We start from the raw sequence: 16,718 nt of genomic DNA, 5'->3' as shown, positions 1-16,718 counted from the left end.
TTATACCGTTCCTTGTTCAACGATCCTGACGTTAGTACAATAACTTCAACAAAAGGAATCGTTAATCCTTCTTAAATCAACGCCCCGTTAGTATATGTGTATCATTTCACAAACAATCGTTTTCACAAAATTTCTGTTTCGTTGTTTATTGTGAGTGAATGTATCAGTTTCTACAAGCGACCTATCCGGTAATACTTGTGACTGTATCGATAAATTGTTTAACCATGATTGAATTGTCATCTGTTCGCCAGGCGATGCTCATTTCTACGTGGGGTGCTTCTCCCTCGATGCTTACATACGCAACGTCTCTCGCATGTAAATTTAGTGTTGATCTTGGTACGATGCTTATACCCAGTCCTGCCGCAACCAATCCAACAGCTGTCTGTATTTCTTTCACGTCTTGACGAATAATTGGGCTAAAACCAGCATCACGACATTTCGTGATGATATCATCATACCAGCTTGACCAAACCTCTCTTTCCACTAATATAAATCGTTCTGTGCTCAAATCACCCATCGATATGGAAGTGCATTTGGCAAGTGGATGCAACTTCGGTACAACTGCGATACAAGTCTCTTGATTTACTGACATTAGTGATATAAGCGGATCAACCACAGGGGTTCTTACAAAGCCAATGTCGATTTCCTTTTTGTGAAATGCCTCAATTTGCATTGGAGTAGCCATTTCACGAAGAACCAAATCTACGTTTGGAAACTGTTCCTGAAACTCCCGAACAATTATTGGAAGAATATCAAATGTTGCAGATCCGACAAATCCAATCACTAACCGACCAAGCATTCCCATCTGTGCCCTTAGAGCTGCAGCCTTAGCCTGCTCTAATTGGGGAAGGATTTGGCGAACTTCTTGTAAGAAAACCTTTCCCGCGTTTGTCAGCCCGACATGTCGCTTTGATCTCTCAAACAATTTCACTCCAAGTTCCCTCTCAAGTTGTAGAATTTGTTGACTTAAAGGTGGTTGTGTCATCTGTAAACGTTTTGCCGCACGTCCAAAATGCAACTCTTCTGCCACTACAATGAAATATTCAATCTGGCGCAGTTCCACGGAATGATTCCTCCCGATTAAGTCGTTTTCCGACTTAAAAATATAACATTTATATATTAGAGACTAATTTCCTGTCGCTGTAAAGTATTGTTTGAATGTAGTGAAAATATCGAAAGAATATTTATCTAGAGAAAGGGGCATGCATATGAATGTTTCGATGGCTGTTTTATGTCTTATATGGGGATTTAATTTTGTTATTATGAAATTAGGAAATGGTGCGTTTCCTCCTGTCCTGTTTGCATCATTACGATTTTTGACCGGTGCCATCGTCCTCCTTAGCGTGAGTTTTATGAAAAAAATTCCCCTGCCGAATAAATCGGATTTTAAATGGTTTGTTCTCTGCGGACTATTTCAAACCACCTATTTTAACATCGCTATTCAAATATCACTTAACTATGTCAGCGCCGGTCTTACCTCTGTTCTGACCTATAGTATGCCGCTATTTTTATCAATTATGGCTCATAAGTGGATTCCTGAAGAACAGTTGACGGTAAGAAAGACGATTGGAATTGTTCTAGGCATAGTTGGTTTATTTATTGCTATGGATATCCATTTAAGAGGAAACTTCTGGGCTGTGTTACTGGCATTAAGCTCCGCTATTTCTTGGGCTGTTGCAAACTTGCTTTTTAAACTGAAATTAAAGCATTGTGATAGTATTCAATTTACCACCTGGCAAATGACAATTGGGGCGGTGGGATTATTGGTCTATTCTCTTTCATTTGAACACTGTGAATCGCATTGGGGATTCATGCCGACAGTATATATTCTGTTTTCAGGGATTGTTGCCTCTGCCCTGGCGTTTGTGATGTGGAATCATATTTTGAGTCGTTCAGAAGCAAGCAAGGCATCCATTTCCTTACTACTTGTACCCGTTGTAGGAGTTATTTCTGGATGGATATTTTTGCATGAAAACTTAAAAATAGTTACGTTAGCAGGGATTTTACTTGTACTAGTAGGAATATGGTTTGTAAATAGTAAAAGTAATAAAGTTGAATCAAATGTTATGGATGAAGCACTATAGACGAAAGGACTAGACAAAGTTTCTTAAATAAAAAGTAAATAACTTCCTACTTTGTTTACTTTGGTTTCCTCAAGTACCTTACTGCAAAAAAATCCATCCTTTAAAGAGAACTAAAAGTCTCTAAGGATGGATTTTTTCTGTTTACTTTAACAGTGTTATAAGGAAATTTAGAATAATAATTAACAAGCATTTTAATGAATTTGCTTTTCAAATAACACATACCTGTCATTATTTTTTGAAATTCTATTCCATAAAACCAAATTTACAATTAATATCCCTACTGAAATCAGAATGATTAACTGAACACCCAGTAAAAAAAGTCCACTAACCTGGCCAATCATCATGGCAATTACAGGTAGAACAATTATGCCACCAAGGTTCTGGGCTTCTTGATACGTCTTAACCCTTGCTGATATTAAGATATTCAGCAGCACCGTAAGCAAAATAACCATTGGGGAAAGACAGGTAATTAACACCACCCAGTTACCCGATGGGAAGATCAGCTCGCCAAACAATGGATATCCTAAAGAATTAATGATTATGCCGCTAATTATAAAACTAATGATGGAAACAAATAATGGCGGTATGAGAGAAGCTATAATCTTGCTTAAAAATAACTTTTTAATGGAAATCGGAGAAAACAATAAGCTTTCCAACGTTCGATTTTCCTTCTCACCAACAAAGCTGTTAGCGGACACTGTCATAGCCGTGATGATCGGAACTAGCAAAAATAAGGATGGAAGCATAAAATTAATGAACATATATACAATCTGCTGTTCAAGTGTATAAGAAGAAAATTCTTCCCCTTTTGTACTGGCGAGATACGTATCAATCAGTTTCCGGCCATCATCACCCGCAATTTTTTCGGCATCAAAAATTAAGGCACCACCCAACACAATGAAAGGGAAAATAACAGAAAAGAGAATTGGGATGATAATCATAGTTGTCAGCAAAGTTTTACTTCTAAAAATATCTTTAATGTCTTTTTTTATCAGAGCTTTACTAATATATGTATCCATTATTTATTCCCCCTGACTCTGAAATAAATCGATTGTAAATCATTGTTCATGATCGTAACCGAATATACTGGGTCCCTCTTCAGCAAACCATTTAGCAACTGAGGGATATCATTTTTAGAAGGGAGATCGAAAGCTACCATGGAATTTCCAAGCACTTTGCATGGAAACCCTGAATAATGATTTTCTTGTGGCATAAATGTGGTACTCACTTTCACCGTGACGTTTTGAACATATTTATCCTCTAACTCTGTTAAAGTTCCTTGTTCAACTATCGTCCCATTTTCGATAAAAGCAAAAGAATCGCAGATATTCTCCAATTGATGCAGGACGTGTGAACAAATGATAATCGTGGTCCCTGTTTCTTGATTATATTTTTTCAGATAGGATAAGACCATTTGAATTCCGTCAGGATCCAATCCATTTGTCGGTTCATCCAAGAACAGAATGTCGGGTTTATGCAACAGCGCTTTAGCCAATGCCAATCGCTTTTTCATTCCAGTACTATACTTTCCCACTGGTTTATCCCGATGTTCTTTCAAATCAAACAGTTCAAGAAGCTCTTCCACTCTTTTCTCATCTGTTACCCCATATAATTCAGCAAATAACTCCAGGTTCTCTTTTCCGCTCATCTGGTGATACAGTCCGGCACTTTCCGTCACAATTCCAGATATTTTTCTAATTTCATCTCCCCCTGAGGCAGGATCCAGTCCGTTTAATGAAATCGAACCTTTTTCCGGTTTGATAACGCCATTCAAAATACGGATAAAGGTTGTTTTCCCTGCACCATTTGTGCCCAATAACCCAACAATTTCCCCTTTTTTCACGTTAAAGTTTACATTTTCTAATACTGTTTGTTGACCAAATGATTTATATAATCCTTCTACATGAATAAAACTTGTCATTTTTCACGATCCCTTTTATATTATTAAAATCTAAACTTACAAGAATGTTATTTTCAATGTGAACGCAGGCATTTGAATTAAATGCTGCTTTATGTTTTTTAAAATTTGTGTAAAATTTACCATTTATATATATTCAATATAAAATTCTTAAATCCCTTTATAGGCTACACCATTTCTTTTAGTTTAAAAAAACATTACATTTCAGCTTGCTTCAAGCATGTATAACTGGTCAGCGATATACATTAAAAAACAGTGCGATTTCAGTTGTGAAATGCACTGCTTTTTTAGTTGCTTTTTATGCTTGTTTTTATATCTTCGGTATCTCAAAAGAGAACAGCTTAGCCCCTGCATATCCTTCTTTAACATATACTTAGATTATGCGAAACCATTTTTAAGAGGATTTCCTTTGAGTTGGCATAAACAAATATATTCATCCTCATCAACTATGATTAAGTGTTACCTGCGACCCAAAAAAAGTTCGAATGAATTTATTTTTCTCAACGAAAAATACTAATCATTTAATCCCTTTCCATTGAGAATTTGCTGCAAAGATTTTTCAATCCTGGACTCTCGAGTTTTGGATTGCTTGGCTTGTGAAAAATAAAGAATGTATGCTCTTTGCCGTCCCGGTGTCAATCCTTCAAAAGCGGTTTTCAAGGCAGGGATTTCATCGAATTTCTTTTGAAGTTCTTCAGGGATAATGAATTCTGTAGTCTTTTTAAAATTCACTTCCAAACCGGATTTTTCTACTTCAATAGCTCTATAAATATAGGCTTTCAAGATGGCTTCCATTTCAATTATTTCACGAACATTAGTGAAGCGAATCTGGCGCTGCGCCTGACTATTCTCCCCGGGCTTGATTAGAATTCCGTTAAGATCATTTAATAAGGCACCTTTGAAAAACATAAGCGCACAGTATTCTTTAAATCCTTGTATGATAACTATGTTACTTTTCTTAAACGTGTAACAAGGCTTGTTCCACTTTAATTCTTCGGTCAGCTCACAATCAAGAATGACCATTCTCAATTTTTCGAATTCCTCTTGCCACTTTTTGGCTTTATTTACATATTCATCAACCTTAGGATTTAATCTACTATTTGACATCAAGGTACACCTCTCCTTCCGAGCAATTTGCTTTTTCCAAAATACCTTCAAATAAATCTTAATTACCGACTCTTTCGCCATTAATATAATAAGCAGGCTCGGAAAAAGGAATAAACACGACCTCTATCTCAACAGCACCTGTTGACATGATATGTTTGGTAACGGATTGGGCGAATCGATCTCGAATTTCTTGGCCTCGTTCAAACCATTTTACCTCAATTAGTGGAAAAGCCTGAGTTTCTTCCCCGTCAAATACAAAAGTAGAATGTGGCACCTCAAACGTAAAATTATCTGTCCCGCATTCACAAATTTCTGCAAGCTCCCCAACTAACGGCATGCTGATCCTTTTCATCTCTTCAATCGATACTCCTCGAATCACTAAGTGTGGCAATTGTATTCCTCCATTATGTATTATTTATTAGCAAATTCACTTAAACCTTTTTAAACTTTCTGGATTAGCTTAGAAGTTAGTATAAGTATATTATTCACAAAAATTTGTTGGTTTTTTTATAAAAAAATCTGACATACTGAATGGTCCCAATGAAACTTAAAACAATATTACCTATAGGATATATATTTGACCATCTTGATATTTTAATGAATAGTCGTCTTCTATCTTCAAGAGAATGGGTAAGTATTGAGACACCATTTCTGCAATCCCTAGATTATGTGGATTTAGAATCCAATCAATCGATTTCCAATCTAAAATACCTTCTCGTGTTTTTTTGGGCGTTTTAAATTTCAAATGATTAGCTACTTCATATAGATAAATATATATTCCATCTAATTCACCACTAGCAGTTTCCCAGCATACAGTACCTTTTGAAAAGTAGTGTTCTACACTTATCCCTGTTTCCTCCAACACTTCCCGTAATGCACCCTCATCAGGCATTTCACCTTTTTCAATCTTTCCACCTACCCATTCCAAACACCCATAATTGGCGACTTTTCTCGGTTAAGCATTAAGATCTTATTCTCATTTTTTACAAAACAAACGGTATACTTAAACATTCTTTGAATCAGCACCTTTTTTAATTAAGCTATCTTCTAAATAATAATCTGAATCACTAACAATAGATATAATCATTTTTCTTTTTAAACTATCCTGAAACTTTACTAATGTTAGAAGTTCTATTTAAAATAACAATAATCCCTTTTTGTTGTTTTATGTCGTTTTTTTTTGAATTATTTTGGATGTATTTATTATTTATCTATATTAATATTTAATTGATGTTTCATAAAAAATTGAATTAGATAAAGGCAAACCTCTCGAAAGATTGGGACGCAAAGCTACAGGTCTAAGGTTATAAGCTATGACGGCTGAGTTGCCTAAAAGTAGGAGGACCTGTATGTCTAAACAATATATTGAGTTTATCTTAAAAAATGAAGAACACTTAAAACGAGTGACAGAGTTACAGAAATTGTGGGAAGAATATGTAGATTATCATATAAACGATATTGAAATGACTGCTGATGGTATATATGTTCGTGAAAGTAAAATACATGATACTCAATATATTGGTGATGAATTTAAAAAGTTAATAGAGGAAAATTATTTCTTTGACCCTGATTGTGACCCTTATTATGTAATTGAAGATAGCTATGAACAAGCGTTATTAAGTAATCACGTTGTAGAGTTTATAAATGCGATTGAAGAAGAACAGAAAAGAAGACATTCAAGGGAAAGACAGCCTAAAAAAATGTGGGAAAAATTAACTGCTATGGGATTGGAGAATGAAGGTAAGGGAGTTTAGTGGATTAATTTTAAATAAAAGGTTTCTTGCTTCGAAAACCTAATTTAATACATCCTACAGTTTAATACGAAACCACCTTTGAAAGATGGTTTCGTATTTGTTTTTTTTAACTATAGCTACACTTGCAACTGTTTGCCTTCCATGCATGTAAAAAGCCCTCAGTATCTATTCCGTCTTCATCCTCTTAATCCTGATTGTTGCCGTCAAATAGGTGATAAGCCCAGTCAACAGGCAAATTAAACCACATGCTGTGAACAGATGGAACATTTTTTGGCCGCCATCTGTTAAAGATTCAAAACTGAAATAGCTGAGTAAAAATAAAACCCCGCTGATCAAAAATAGATAATAAGCAAACCATTTCCTTACTTTCTTAAAAATATAGTTTCCTAATAAAAGTAGTAAATACAATCCGCTCACAGTCATAATCATCGGGAAGGTTGGCCGGAATTTGGCTGCGTAAATAAAAAAATCCCATTGTGAAATATCGCTTGATACATGAACATTTCCAACGATCAACTGAGTAATCGGTGTGGAATTCTGCCATTCCGAAGGATGAACCAGAATAGCACTGCCTTCATACCAGGCAGCAAGTAAAGAAAATAAAAAAACACCAGTGGCAGTACAGAACTGAAAGATAAATCGAAACATGAAAAATAACCTCCCATATAGGATTTGACAACGATCTTTTTGTTGTACCCTGGCTGTTTTCCATAGGCTTCATTCCGTCTCTCAAATCTACAGAAATCAAAGCAAGTTTTATTAACACAAAACTCTGTCAATAGATTTTTTAGGCACCGCCGTATTCAGTTTTCATTATGTATTACAATTCTTCGTTTTGAGAAAAAACCCTTCTTCGCGTACCGAAATTCTTATTTCTTTTACAGATGTTTTATCAACTAATATAGATTGTGATTTTATTGACCGTTTAACGATTTCCTTAACAATGAAATAAGCATTTTGATCGTATGGTTTAGAAACTGCCGCCTCTGAAACATGATGGAAGAATTCTTGTTTACCAATTTTTACATATATCTTTCCCAAATGGGAAAATTATTCTTATGGACAAAGTAAGGAGATCATTTATATGAACTGTATTTTTCAGCTTCCTTATAATAACTCTGGTATAAAACAATGAGGAGCGATTTATGATATGGAAAGAAAAAGTTCGAGGACGATTCATGTATGGTTATTACTGATTGTTATTGCTGTCTTCATTTGGTCACTTATCAAGCCTGCCAGCTATTTGTCATGGGTATTAGAGTCCACTCCTGCTATTATCGTTTTGATTATCGTACTAATAACATACAAAAGGTTTCAACTTACTACCCTCTCTTATGTCATCATTGCCATTATGGCTATTTTGATGTTTGTTGGGGGCCATTACACCTTTTCAAATGTACCTCTTTTCAATTGGATAAAAGATACCTTTGATTTTAAAAGAAATCATTACGATCGATTTGGACATTTTCTAAAAGGAATGTTTGGTATTGTCATTAGAGAATTATTATTAAGGAAAACCACCTTAACAAAAGGTACTTGGTTATTTTTTATTGTTACAAGTATTTCTCTTGCCATCTCTGCTCTATATGAAATTATTGAATGGATAAGTTTTATTATAGGAAAGGGAGGAAAAACCGCCAAAAACTTCCTAGGGAACCAAGGAGATATATGGGATGCACAATGGGACATGGTTTTAGCCTTAGCTGGTACAATTATTGCCTTACTATTCCTTTCCAAACTGCATAATTGGTTCTTACGAAATGAATTAAAAAATGTTCAAAAAGGGGAATGAAGATTTCTATTCATTCCCTTTTCTCTATTAAACAGATTATACAAATAAAAAAGGCACAGAAATTAGTGCCATTAATTATTTTATGGTGTTATTAGCAACTCTTATATTTGAAACCTTTTAGGGAATTGTTTCACAATTGCATTCGTAATGAAGTCTGCCATTTCTAACGCTTCCTCCTCAATTTTATCAAACACAGCAATGCTTGATTGAAAATTCTTCTGGAGTGTCAATACAGCTTCCTGTTTAGTTAATGCCAAATGTTCAAAAAACATTTCTTCAAATTCTTTTTCTTGTATAAAAGGATTAATTCTACTAATGAATTCGGAAATTTCTTTTCCATTTTCATACCATCTTCTTTCTGCATCCGCTGCAGCTTTTTGATTTCCTGCTTTTGCTGCTCTAACAAGTTCTGCTGCAATGACAAGATGATCCCTGATTAAATTGCTAAACTTTGCAGCTATTCTATTTCCATAGAAAGGCTTTAGTAAATTTCCCATATCTGTAGCGTTTCGAAGCAGACGTGAGGTGACAGCGTCTACATCAGGTAAATCAAATGCAATGCTATTGATTGTCATTCTTGTCCAATATACATGTTGTTCCCAAACTAAACGCATAGCATTTCTCAATCGAACTTCCTGTTCACTAATAAAAGAATGGTTGAACCTAGGTTTATTCATGATTTCACCTCCTACGTTAATATAATCATATTTAGTTTATTTCGACTCTAAATGGATGCTTGTACTTTTTAATTATTGGCTCTTTATTTCCTGTTGCTTGAAACGCGAGAACGGTTCTAAAATTTAAACTGGAAATCAATTCTTTGTACTTCTTTTACTAACTGTTAGTTAATCGCAGAAAAAAGCTCTACCCCTATTAGAAGTAAAGCGCCTGTTATTTATTTAAATCGGAAAAATGACGACATATCTTCACGAACATGGTGAACATAAAAATAATCATTACTTGCCGGATCATAAACGTAATCCTTTTTCCACTCATCCTTGTTCTCTATGATTTCTTTTATCGCGCTTACAAAAGTTAGGATTTCTTCATCTGTCATAATGGGATGTAATGAAAATCGGACCCATCCAGGTTTAACAGACATATCTCCATGTGTAATTTTTTCAGTAATTTGTTTGGAAGTTGTTTGATCGATATTTAAGAGATAATGACCATACGTTCCAGCACAGGAACATCCGCCTCTTACCTGAATTCCGTATCTGTCATTTAGAAGACGAACAAGTAAATTATAATGAATGGCTTCAATAGAAAAAGAGACGATACCGATTCGATCCTTAATGTTTCCAGCTAATATGTGGACCTCTGGAAGGTTTTCTAAATGGGAAAATAAAAGACGCAGCTGCTCTTTTTCTCTTTTTAGCATATTTGTGATTCCCATTTTACTTTTCAAATTCAAGCAAAGTGCAGTCCGAATGCCCTGTAGAATCCCCGGAGTGCCGCCGTCTTCCCGCATCTCGATGTTATCAAAATATTTGTGTTCTCCCCAAGGATTGGTCCATAACACCGTTCCTCCGCCTGGATGGTCTGGGACTTTATTTGTATACATTCTTGAATCAAAGACCAATACGCCGCTTGCCCCAGGCCCTCCTAGGAACTTATGTGGCGAGAAAAAGATCGCATCAAGCTTCTCAAGCGGATCTTCCGGATGCATATTGATCTCGACATAGGGTGCTGATGCGGCAAAATCAACAAAACAAAGCCCTCCATGTTGATGCATAAGCTTGGCAAGCTTGTGATAAGGAGTTTGAATTCCTGTGACATTAGAACAGGCAGTAAAGGATCCTATTTTTAACCGGCGGTCCTTATAATCATGAAGCAGTTGTTCTAAATGATGTAAGTCCACCCTTCCTTCTCGATCCAGGTTGACCAATTTGACTTCACCAAGGGTTTCAAGCCATGATGTTTGATTTGAATGGTGTTCCATCGATGTGATGAAAATGATCGGTCTATCCCTTTCTTTAAGCAGCAAATGGTTTCTCCACATCTCTGGTACTCTCAGTCCTAAAATTCGTTGCAGCTTATTGACCACCGACGTCACGCCAAAACCATCGAGGATGACAACATCATGCTGATCTGCATTCACATGTTCCTTAATCGTTTTTTTTGACTGCTTGTAAAGTCCAGTCATCATTAAACTGGTTATATTTGACTCTGTATGGGTATTCGCCATAAAAGGTCCAAATTCCATGGCAATTTTTTCTTCGATCGGCTGATATAACCGCCCGCTGGCTGTCCAATCAGCATATATGATTTTCTTTTTTCCATAGGGGGAATCAAATTCCTGGTTTAATCCAATCACATGTGAACGAAATGGTTGAAAATATTCTTCAAGGCTTTCCGAAAATCGAAACGTGTTACTTCCAATGTTGGCTGTGATCATTTGTTCCACACCTTACGCTTTTTATTCTGTATTTAATATATGCAAGGCTCTTTTGGACGGTTTATTACATTTTTAAATTAAAAGAAAGTCAGTATAGATAAATCCCTTATCTTTTCACTTTTAACTAACACATTTTAACTTGTCTTTATTTTTAAGGCTTGTGATAATATCAAACAACAATAAAGGCTTCCCAAGTGTTTGGGAAGCCTTTTATTATTTGTCTTTTATCTTGAGAAGTCGTAAACCATTAAGTGTAACAATTAAAGTAGTACCCATATCTGTAAAAATCGCAATCCAAAGAGTCAACCATCCAGGTGTTTTATGTTCTTTTCAAACTTTGTCGCGCAGCCAGCTCAGGTGAATCCCTGTACCCGGTAAACTGTTTTTTCATTTTATTGTTCTAAACCAGCATTACTCATGAGTTTTTCACCTCCTTTTGATGTGCAAAAGCGATTTGAATAAGTTGTTTTACATGATCATCATCCAATGAATAAAATACTAATTTACCTTCCTTACGATACTTCGCTAAGCCTAAATTACGAAGAAGTCGTAGATGATGAGATGCAGTAGCAGTGGTACTCCCTACAATATTAGCTACATCACATACACACAATTCATCTTCCTCAGTTAAGGCATAAGCAATTTTTATTCTCGTATCATCCGACAATGCTTTAAATATTTGTGCGACAGACAAAGTATCTTGTTGTGAAATAGAACTTTTTACCCGATTTACTTTATCTTCATCCACACAAGTAACTTCACAAACATCTTCTTCCTTTAAATGATCCTCATGTTTCAAAAGATTGTTCCTCCCTATTCGAATCTTCATTTGATTATTAGTATATAAAATAACGATTCTAATGCTCAAACATTTATTTGAATGTTTGAATAAATTTATCATTTGGTAATTGACAAAAAGATTGTCCTTATCATAAATTATTGGTATATATAAATAAATTTGCACTACAGAAACTTTTTAGGGGGATGTCAAAGAATGTCAGACAATAATATTTCTCGGCGGGATATTTTAAAAATTGGAGCCACTGGGGCACTAGGGATAGCTGGCAGTATTTATTTAAATAAAATGGCACCCTTCTTTAAAGTCGCTTATGCAGAAAATCAAACATCGAGTCATTATAATCATGCTGTTAATCACACAAATATGAATGATACAACGAAAACAGAAGGTTATAGGATGGCAAAACGTCTATTAACCGATTTTGATTATGGAAAAGTAACAAAACTTCCAGATGGTCGAACCTTACGGGAATATGAAGTAGTAGCAGTTGATAAGGAAATAGAGATAGCAAAGGGGATTAAGTTTCCTGGTTGGACCTATAATGGAACGATTCCAGGTCCAACATTTCGGTGTACTGAAGGAGATTTATTAAAATTTCATTTTACTAACCAAGGGAGTCACCCACATTCCATGCATTTTCATGGAATTCACCCACCTGAAATGGATGGAATAGCTCCTATTGCTCCGGGTCAATCATTCACGTATGAATTTGAGGCAAAACCATATGGATTACAAATTTATCATTGCCACGTACTACCTTTAGCCCGACATATTCATAAAGGATTATACGGGAATTTTATTATTGATCCTAGAACCCCAAGAGAGCCTGCACTCGAATTAAATATGGTCATGAATGCATTTGATTTAGATTTAGACGGTGCAAATGAATTCTATACGGTGAATGGATACGCGTTTGCCTTTATGAATCATCCCATAAAAGTCAAGAAGGATGAGCTTGTACGAATCTATTTAAGCAATTTAACAGAATTTGACTTATTAAACTCATTTCATTTACATGCTAACTATTTTACCTATATTCCAACTGGTCGAAATGATAACCCAACACAATTTACCGACACCATTATGCAATGCCAAGGAGAACGCGGGATACTTGAAGTTCGGTTTCCCTACAAGGGAAAATATATGTTTCATGCACATGTAAGCGAATTTGCCGAGCTTGGATGGATGGGATTTTTTGAGGTTGAATAGAAAGGAGTGTAAATGATGAAATCAAAATGGATGATTACCTTTCTTGTACCCCTCGTTCTTTTGCTGCTGGTATTGGGATGGGTGTTTATAAATGGGGCTGGCGTAGAACGAGAGCCTGCTGCTCCAATTGAAGTACTTAATGTTGAACAAATTAAAATTAATCCAAATGGATTTGAACTGGATGTCAGCAATACCGGACCTGAAGCATTAACCGTATCTCAAGTGATTGTTGATGATTCTGTATGGAATTTTTCTATGACTCCAGATTCAATTCTCAATCGGTTTGAAGATGGAAAAATAACAATTAATTATCCATGGGTAGAAGGTGACCCACATACAATTCTATTAATCTCTGAAAATGGAATCATTACCGAAGCAGTCATTGACGCTGCAAGCTTAACTCCTGAATTTTCATGGGATAATGTATTGAATTACGGATTTATTGGCTTTTATGTTGGAATTGTTCCCATTACATTAGGATTATTGTGGTACCCATTTATGAAGCGTTTGAAAAAAAGCTGGGTTAATGCCATTCTTGCTCTCACAGTTGGGCTCCTCTTATTCTTATTTTTTGGGACCCTATTTGATGGATTTGAAATTGGAGCTGATGCACCATCTGTGTTCCAAGGGAACATGGTAGTAATAATGAGTACAATTCTTACTTTTCTTCTTTTAATTGGATTTGATCAATACCAACAGCAAAGACAAAAAAGTAAAGGTTATATATCAATTGGAATTGCCTTATTAATGGCAACTGGTATTGGACTTCATAATTTTGGTGAAGGGTTAGCAATTGGATCTTCATTTGCTTTAGGTGAAGCAGCCTTAGGTACGTTTTTAATAATTGGTTTTACGCTCCATAATATCACGGAAGGTATTGGAATTGCTGCTCCATTATTAAAAACTAATCCAAAAATTAGCCAATTTGTTTTATTAGGTACAATCGCAGGTGCGCCTGCCATTCTAGGAACCTGGTTCGGCGGATTTGTCTTTTCACCCATTTGGGGTGCAGTATTTTTAGGAATAGGTGCCGGTGCCATTTTACAGGTTATATTCGTAATTTCCAAAATGCTAATAGAAGATCATAAAAGGAATAATGAACCGGCGGTTTCATGGATGAATTTTGCGGGATTTACATTGGGAATATTAATCATGTATTTTACAGCTTTCTTTGTAAAATTTTAAGGGGCGATAGAAATGGCTAATATTGGGATTGGCGGGGCAATATTGATCATCGTTCTTGCATTAATCGTTTTTGGACCGAAAAAACTCCCGGAGCTTGGTCGAGCAGTGGGGTCTACTCTTAGAGAATTTAAGCAGTCAACAAAAGAAATAATGGATGATGATCACGATAATAAAAAAGAGAAAGAAAAATAAATACATCAAAAAAGGTTATGTAGTTCCGATAATGTGGAGAAAATGTAAAAAGACATTCGAAATCACAGCAAAAAAAGCAAACAAAAACGCATGGATAACAGTAAAACTCCATGCGTTTAATTTTTACTTCTTTTGTGGACATTGAGTACGTTATTATCATAAATAACGCTGTTTTGGAGAGTCTTCGGACACTGAATACGTTATTTACTAAAAAAATGCAAAAAAATAACAACCTTTCAAATAAATAACGGAATGTACGTCCGGTAAAAATGTGAAATCACCATTATTGTTCCAAATAACGGAACATGTGTCCTATTAAATATATACATAATATTACAATTTTTCATACAACATAATTAACATAGTAAAAAACAATACTTTTAACGTTCCAATTTACAGGATAACAATAGTTATTGTCACTATGTTATTTGGTGTGTTTTTTGCTTTGATTTTTAGTAAGCTAAAATTCGATATTCATTAATATAACAAGGATTATAGGCTCTTATATTACTATGCGATTTAGCCTGTCATTAATGTGATTTTATATAGGTATCTCCACAAAAACTGTACTACTAAAAAAGGTGGTATCTCTTATTAGAAGAAGAACCGCCTTTTTAATGTATCGCCCTTTGCTCGTAAGCACGTAGAATTTTATGGAAATACGTGTAGAAATTTGCTAGTCTATTAATGATAAAACTTAGAAAGAAGTTGCCAAATATGATAAATAGAATAATATCTTATGTAATTTTAGTGTTATTTTTATTATTTACTCTAATTATCCCCTCACCAATCGATCAATACAAAGTTAGTGCTGCATCAACTAGTTTTTATGATCTCTCACCTTCCTATTGGGCGAGTAAAGAAATAAACTATTTAAGCAGCCGTTCAATCATTAGTGGTTATCAAGACGTGAAAGGCTATTATTTTGCTCCTGAACAGACATTAACAAGAGCGCAGGCTGCTAAAATGGTTGTGTATGCAAAAGGAGAAAATCCAGCGACGAAATCTAGTATTAGATTCCCTGATGTACCTAAAGAACATTGGGCAGCTGGCTGGATTGAAAAGGCTGTCCAATTAAACATTTTTGATGGAAAACAAGATGGTCATTTTGCACCAGATGAACCGTTAACACGCAGCCAAATGGCGAAAATATTAGTAAAAGCATTCGGCTTGACAGTTGAGAACGACCAAAATGAACCTTTTGCGGATGTTTACATTAACGATGAATACAGACCATATGTTAGCACTCTGTATCAACTTGGTATAGCAGTAGGATCGGGTGATCGATTTAACCCCAAAAAGGACATTAAACGTTCAGAATTTGCTGCATTCCTTACTCGGACACTTAATCCGAGTTTCCGAATAAATCAAACACTACCAACTCAATCAACACCAGAAACAAAGCCAACTAATTCAAGTAAAACAGCAAAAGTAACAGCAGACATATTAAACGTACGTTCCGGACCTTCAACGAAAAATGAAGTGATTGGTCAATTATCCTTTGGTAGTATAGTAAACATATATTCTTTTGACGGAAATTGGACAAAAATCCAATATAATAATCAAATAGGATATGTAAGTACTACTTATCTTAAAATGGATAGTGATACATCGAATTCAAATCCAACCAATAATGTACTTGAGAATCAAATTATTGTTCTTGATGCAGGACATGGTGGGAAAGATCCAGGAACAGCGGGAAATAGTATGCTCGAAAAGGACATTACTCTTGATGTTATAGAACTTCTAGAGAAAAAAGTTAAGGCTGCTGGCGCAAATGTAATTTTGACACGAGATTCAGATACATACCCAACTCTTGATGATAGAGTAAAGATAGCAAATCAAAATGGGGCAGATATTTTTGTAAGTGTTCATGTGAATTCCGGTCCTTCAACTGCATCTGGAACGGAAACATATTACGATACTTCCAAAAATCCGCAAAGTGAAGAAAGTAAAAAATTAGCTAGCGAAATACACAAACAAATTGTTTCGCTTTTAGGAATGAACGATCGTGGTATTAAAAATGAGGAATTCAAGGTAATTACCTACACGAAAATGCCAAGCGTTTTAGTTGAACTCGGATTTGTTACTAATACAGAAGATGCTAAGAAACTTGCAGATCAACGCGGATTATACGCAGACGCAATTTATAATGGAATCCTTGCATACTATAATAATAAGTAAAACAAATGCTAAAAATATGAAACGTTGAAAACACCCCCTACTTTTACAACTATACCTAAAAGATCATACAAAAACGGCACTGAAGTTGGTGCCGTT

Annotated in this window: 18 protein-coding genes and 1 riboswitch; of the genes, 7 read left to right on the top strand and 11 right to left on the bottom strand. The window is 35.3% G+C overall.

Features of this window, described 5'->3' with window-relative positions:
* Positions 1–181 precede the first annotated feature (181 nt).
* A complete protein-coding gene (locus R4Z09_RS13570) occupies positions 182–1,063 on the bottom strand; it encodes a LysR family transcriptional regulator (RefSeq protein WP_338452793.1) in 882 nt (293 codons plus the stop codon).
* A gap of 145 nt (positions 1,064–1,208) precedes the next feature.
* On the opposite strand from R4Z09_RS13570, the gene R4Z09_RS13565 reads away from it, so the two are divergent.
* Complete coding sequence (locus R4Z09_RS13565; RefSeq protein ID WP_338452792.1) at positions 1,209–2,084, top strand: DMT family transporter; 876 nt, start codon at positions 1,209–1,211, stop codon at positions 2,082–2,084.
* Positions 2,085–2,275: 191 nt separating this feature from the next.
* Here the strand turns inward: R4Z09_RS13565 and R4Z09_RS13560 are convergent, their stop codons facing one another.
* The 5 genes from R4Z09_RS13560 to R4Z09_RS13540 all read right to left on the bottom strand — a co-directional run bounded on the left by R4Z09_RS13560 (position 2,276) and on the right by R4Z09_RS13540 (position 6,037).
* Entirely contained in the window at positions 2,276–3,103 is an 828-nt protein-coding gene (locus tag R4Z09_RS13560; RefSeq protein ID WP_338452791.1) for an ABC transporter permease subunit, read from the bottom strand.
* Positions 3,103–4,005 carry an ABC transporter ATP-binding protein gene (locus R4Z09_RS13555; protein WP_338452790.1) on the bottom strand — a complete coding sequence of 301 codons (903 nt, stop codon included), beginning with the start codon at positions 4,003–4,005 and terminating at the stop codon, positions 3,103–3,105. Before R4Z09_RS13555 ends, R4Z09_RS13560 begins: the two co-directional genes overlap by 1 nt.
* 510 nt (positions 4,006–4,515) lie before the next feature.
* Positions 4,516–5,109: a YdeI family protein gene (locus R4Z09_RS13550; RefSeq protein ID WP_338452789.1), complete on the bottom strand. Its 594-nt coding sequence runs from the start codon at positions 5,107–5,109 to the stop codon at positions 4,516–4,518.
* A 58-nt stretch (positions 5,110–5,167) separates the two neighbouring features.
* Positions 5,168–5,500 (bottom strand): DUF1904 family protein, encoded by a 333-nt coding sequence (locus tag R4Z09_RS13545; RefSeq protein WP_338452788.1) that lies wholly within the window; start codon positions 5,498–5,500, stop codon positions 5,168–5,170.
* A gap of 171 nt (positions 5,501–5,671) precedes the next feature.
* Positions 5,672–6,037, bottom strand: coding sequence for an NUDIX domain-containing protein (locus R4Z09_RS13540; protein ID WP_338452787.1), 366 nt, complete (start codon positions 6,035–6,037; stop codon positions 5,672–5,674).
* Between the two features lie 321 nt (positions 6,038–6,358).
* A riboswitch (cyclic di-GMP riboswitch) is annotated at positions 6,359–6,442 on the top strand.
* A gap of 16 nt (positions 6,443–6,458) precedes the next feature.
* Here R4Z09_RS13540 and R4Z09_RS13535 point away from each other — a divergent pair.
* Entirely contained in the window at positions 6,459–6,863 is a 405-nt protein-coding gene (locus R4Z09_RS13535) for a hypothetical protein (protein WP_338452786.1), read from the top strand.
* A 165-nt stretch (positions 6,864–7,028) separates the two neighbouring features.
* On the opposite strand, the gene R4Z09_RS13530 is transcribed toward R4Z09_RS13535, so the two are convergent.
* Together R4Z09_RS13530 and R4Z09_RS13525 are read right to left on the bottom strand one after the other, a co-directional pair.
* Positions 7,029–7,511 (bottom strand): DUF4306 domain-containing protein, encoded by a 483-nt coding sequence (locus R4Z09_RS13530; protein ID WP_338452785.1) that lies wholly within the window; start codon positions 7,509–7,511, stop codon positions 7,029–7,031.
* Positions 7,512–7,676: 165 nt separating this feature from the next.
* Positions 7,677–7,904: a hypothetical protein gene (locus R4Z09_RS13525; RefSeq protein ID WP_338452784.1), complete on the bottom strand. Its 228-nt coding sequence runs from the start codon at positions 7,902–7,904 to the stop codon at positions 7,677–7,679.
* A 109-nt stretch (positions 7,905–8,013) separates the two neighbouring features.
* Between R4Z09_RS13525 and R4Z09_RS13520 the strand changes: the two genes are divergently transcribed.
* Positions 8,014–8,655 (top strand): DUF2238 domain-containing protein, encoded by a 642-nt coding sequence (locus R4Z09_RS13520; RefSeq protein ID WP_338452783.1) that lies wholly within the window; start codon positions 8,014–8,016, stop codon positions 8,653–8,655.
* Positions 8,656–8,756: 101 nt separating this feature from the next.
* Here the strand turns inward: R4Z09_RS13520 and R4Z09_RS13515 are convergent, their stop codons facing one another.
* The 3 genes from R4Z09_RS13515 to R4Z09_RS13505 form a co-directional block, all read right to left on the bottom strand.
* Positions 8,757–9,332, bottom strand: a complete 576-nt coding sequence (locus tag R4Z09_RS13515; RefSeq protein WP_338452782.1) for an acetylglutamate kinase — start codon at positions 9,330–9,332, stop codon at positions 8,757–8,759.
* Between the two features lie 218 nt (positions 9,333–9,550).
* On the bottom strand, positions 9,551–11,053 hold the full coding sequence (locus R4Z09_RS13510; protein ID WP_338452781.1) for an aminotransferase class V-fold PLP-dependent enzyme: 1,503 nt from the start codon (positions 11,051–11,053) through the stop codon (positions 9,551–9,553).
* Between the two features lie 415 nt (positions 11,054–11,468).
* Positions 11,469–11,852: a metalloregulator ArsR/SmtB family transcription factor gene (locus R4Z09_RS13505; protein ID WP_338452780.1), complete on the bottom strand. Its 384-nt coding sequence runs from the start codon at positions 11,850–11,852 to the stop codon at positions 11,469–11,471.
* Positions 11,853–12,047: 195 nt separating this feature from the next.
* On the opposite strand from R4Z09_RS13505, the gene R4Z09_RS13500 reads away from it, so the two are divergent.
* The 4 genes from R4Z09_RS13500 to R4Z09_RS13485 all read left to right on the top strand — a co-directional run bounded on the left by R4Z09_RS13500 (position 12,048) and on the right by R4Z09_RS13485 (position 16,622).
* Complete coding sequence (locus R4Z09_RS13500; protein WP_338452779.1) at positions 12,048–13,061, top strand: multicopper oxidase domain-containing protein; 1,014 nt, start codon at positions 12,048–12,050, stop codon at positions 13,059–13,061.
* A 15-nt stretch (positions 13,062–13,076) separates the two neighbouring features.
* Positions 13,077–14,246, top strand: coding sequence for a ZIP family metal transporter (locus R4Z09_RS13495; protein ID WP_338453273.1), 1,170 nt, complete (start codon positions 13,077–13,079; stop codon positions 14,244–14,246).
* Between the two features lie 12 nt (positions 14,247–14,258).
* Positions 14,259–14,438, top strand: coding sequence for a twin-arginine translocase TatA/TatE family subunit (locus tag R4Z09_RS13490; RefSeq protein WP_338452778.1), 180 nt, complete (start codon positions 14,259–14,261; stop codon positions 14,436–14,438).
* Positions 14,439–15,155: 717 nt separating this feature from the next.
* The gene (locus R4Z09_RS13485; RefSeq protein WP_338452777.1) at positions 15,156–16,622 is read left to right on the top strand and encodes an N-acetylmuramoyl-L-alanine amidase; all 1,467 of its coding nucleotides are present in this window, start codon (positions 15,156–15,158) and stop codon (positions 16,620–16,622) included.
* Positions 16,623–16,718: the final 96 nt, after the last annotated feature.

Origin of the sequence: Niallia oryzisoli, assembly GCF_036670025.1 — a bacterium.
Taxonomy (GTDB): domain Bacteria; phylum Bacillota; class Bacilli; order Bacillales; family Cytobacillaceae; genus Bacillus_BD; species Bacillus_BD oryzisoli.
This window is presented reverse-complemented; position numbering and strand designations above follow the sequence as displayed.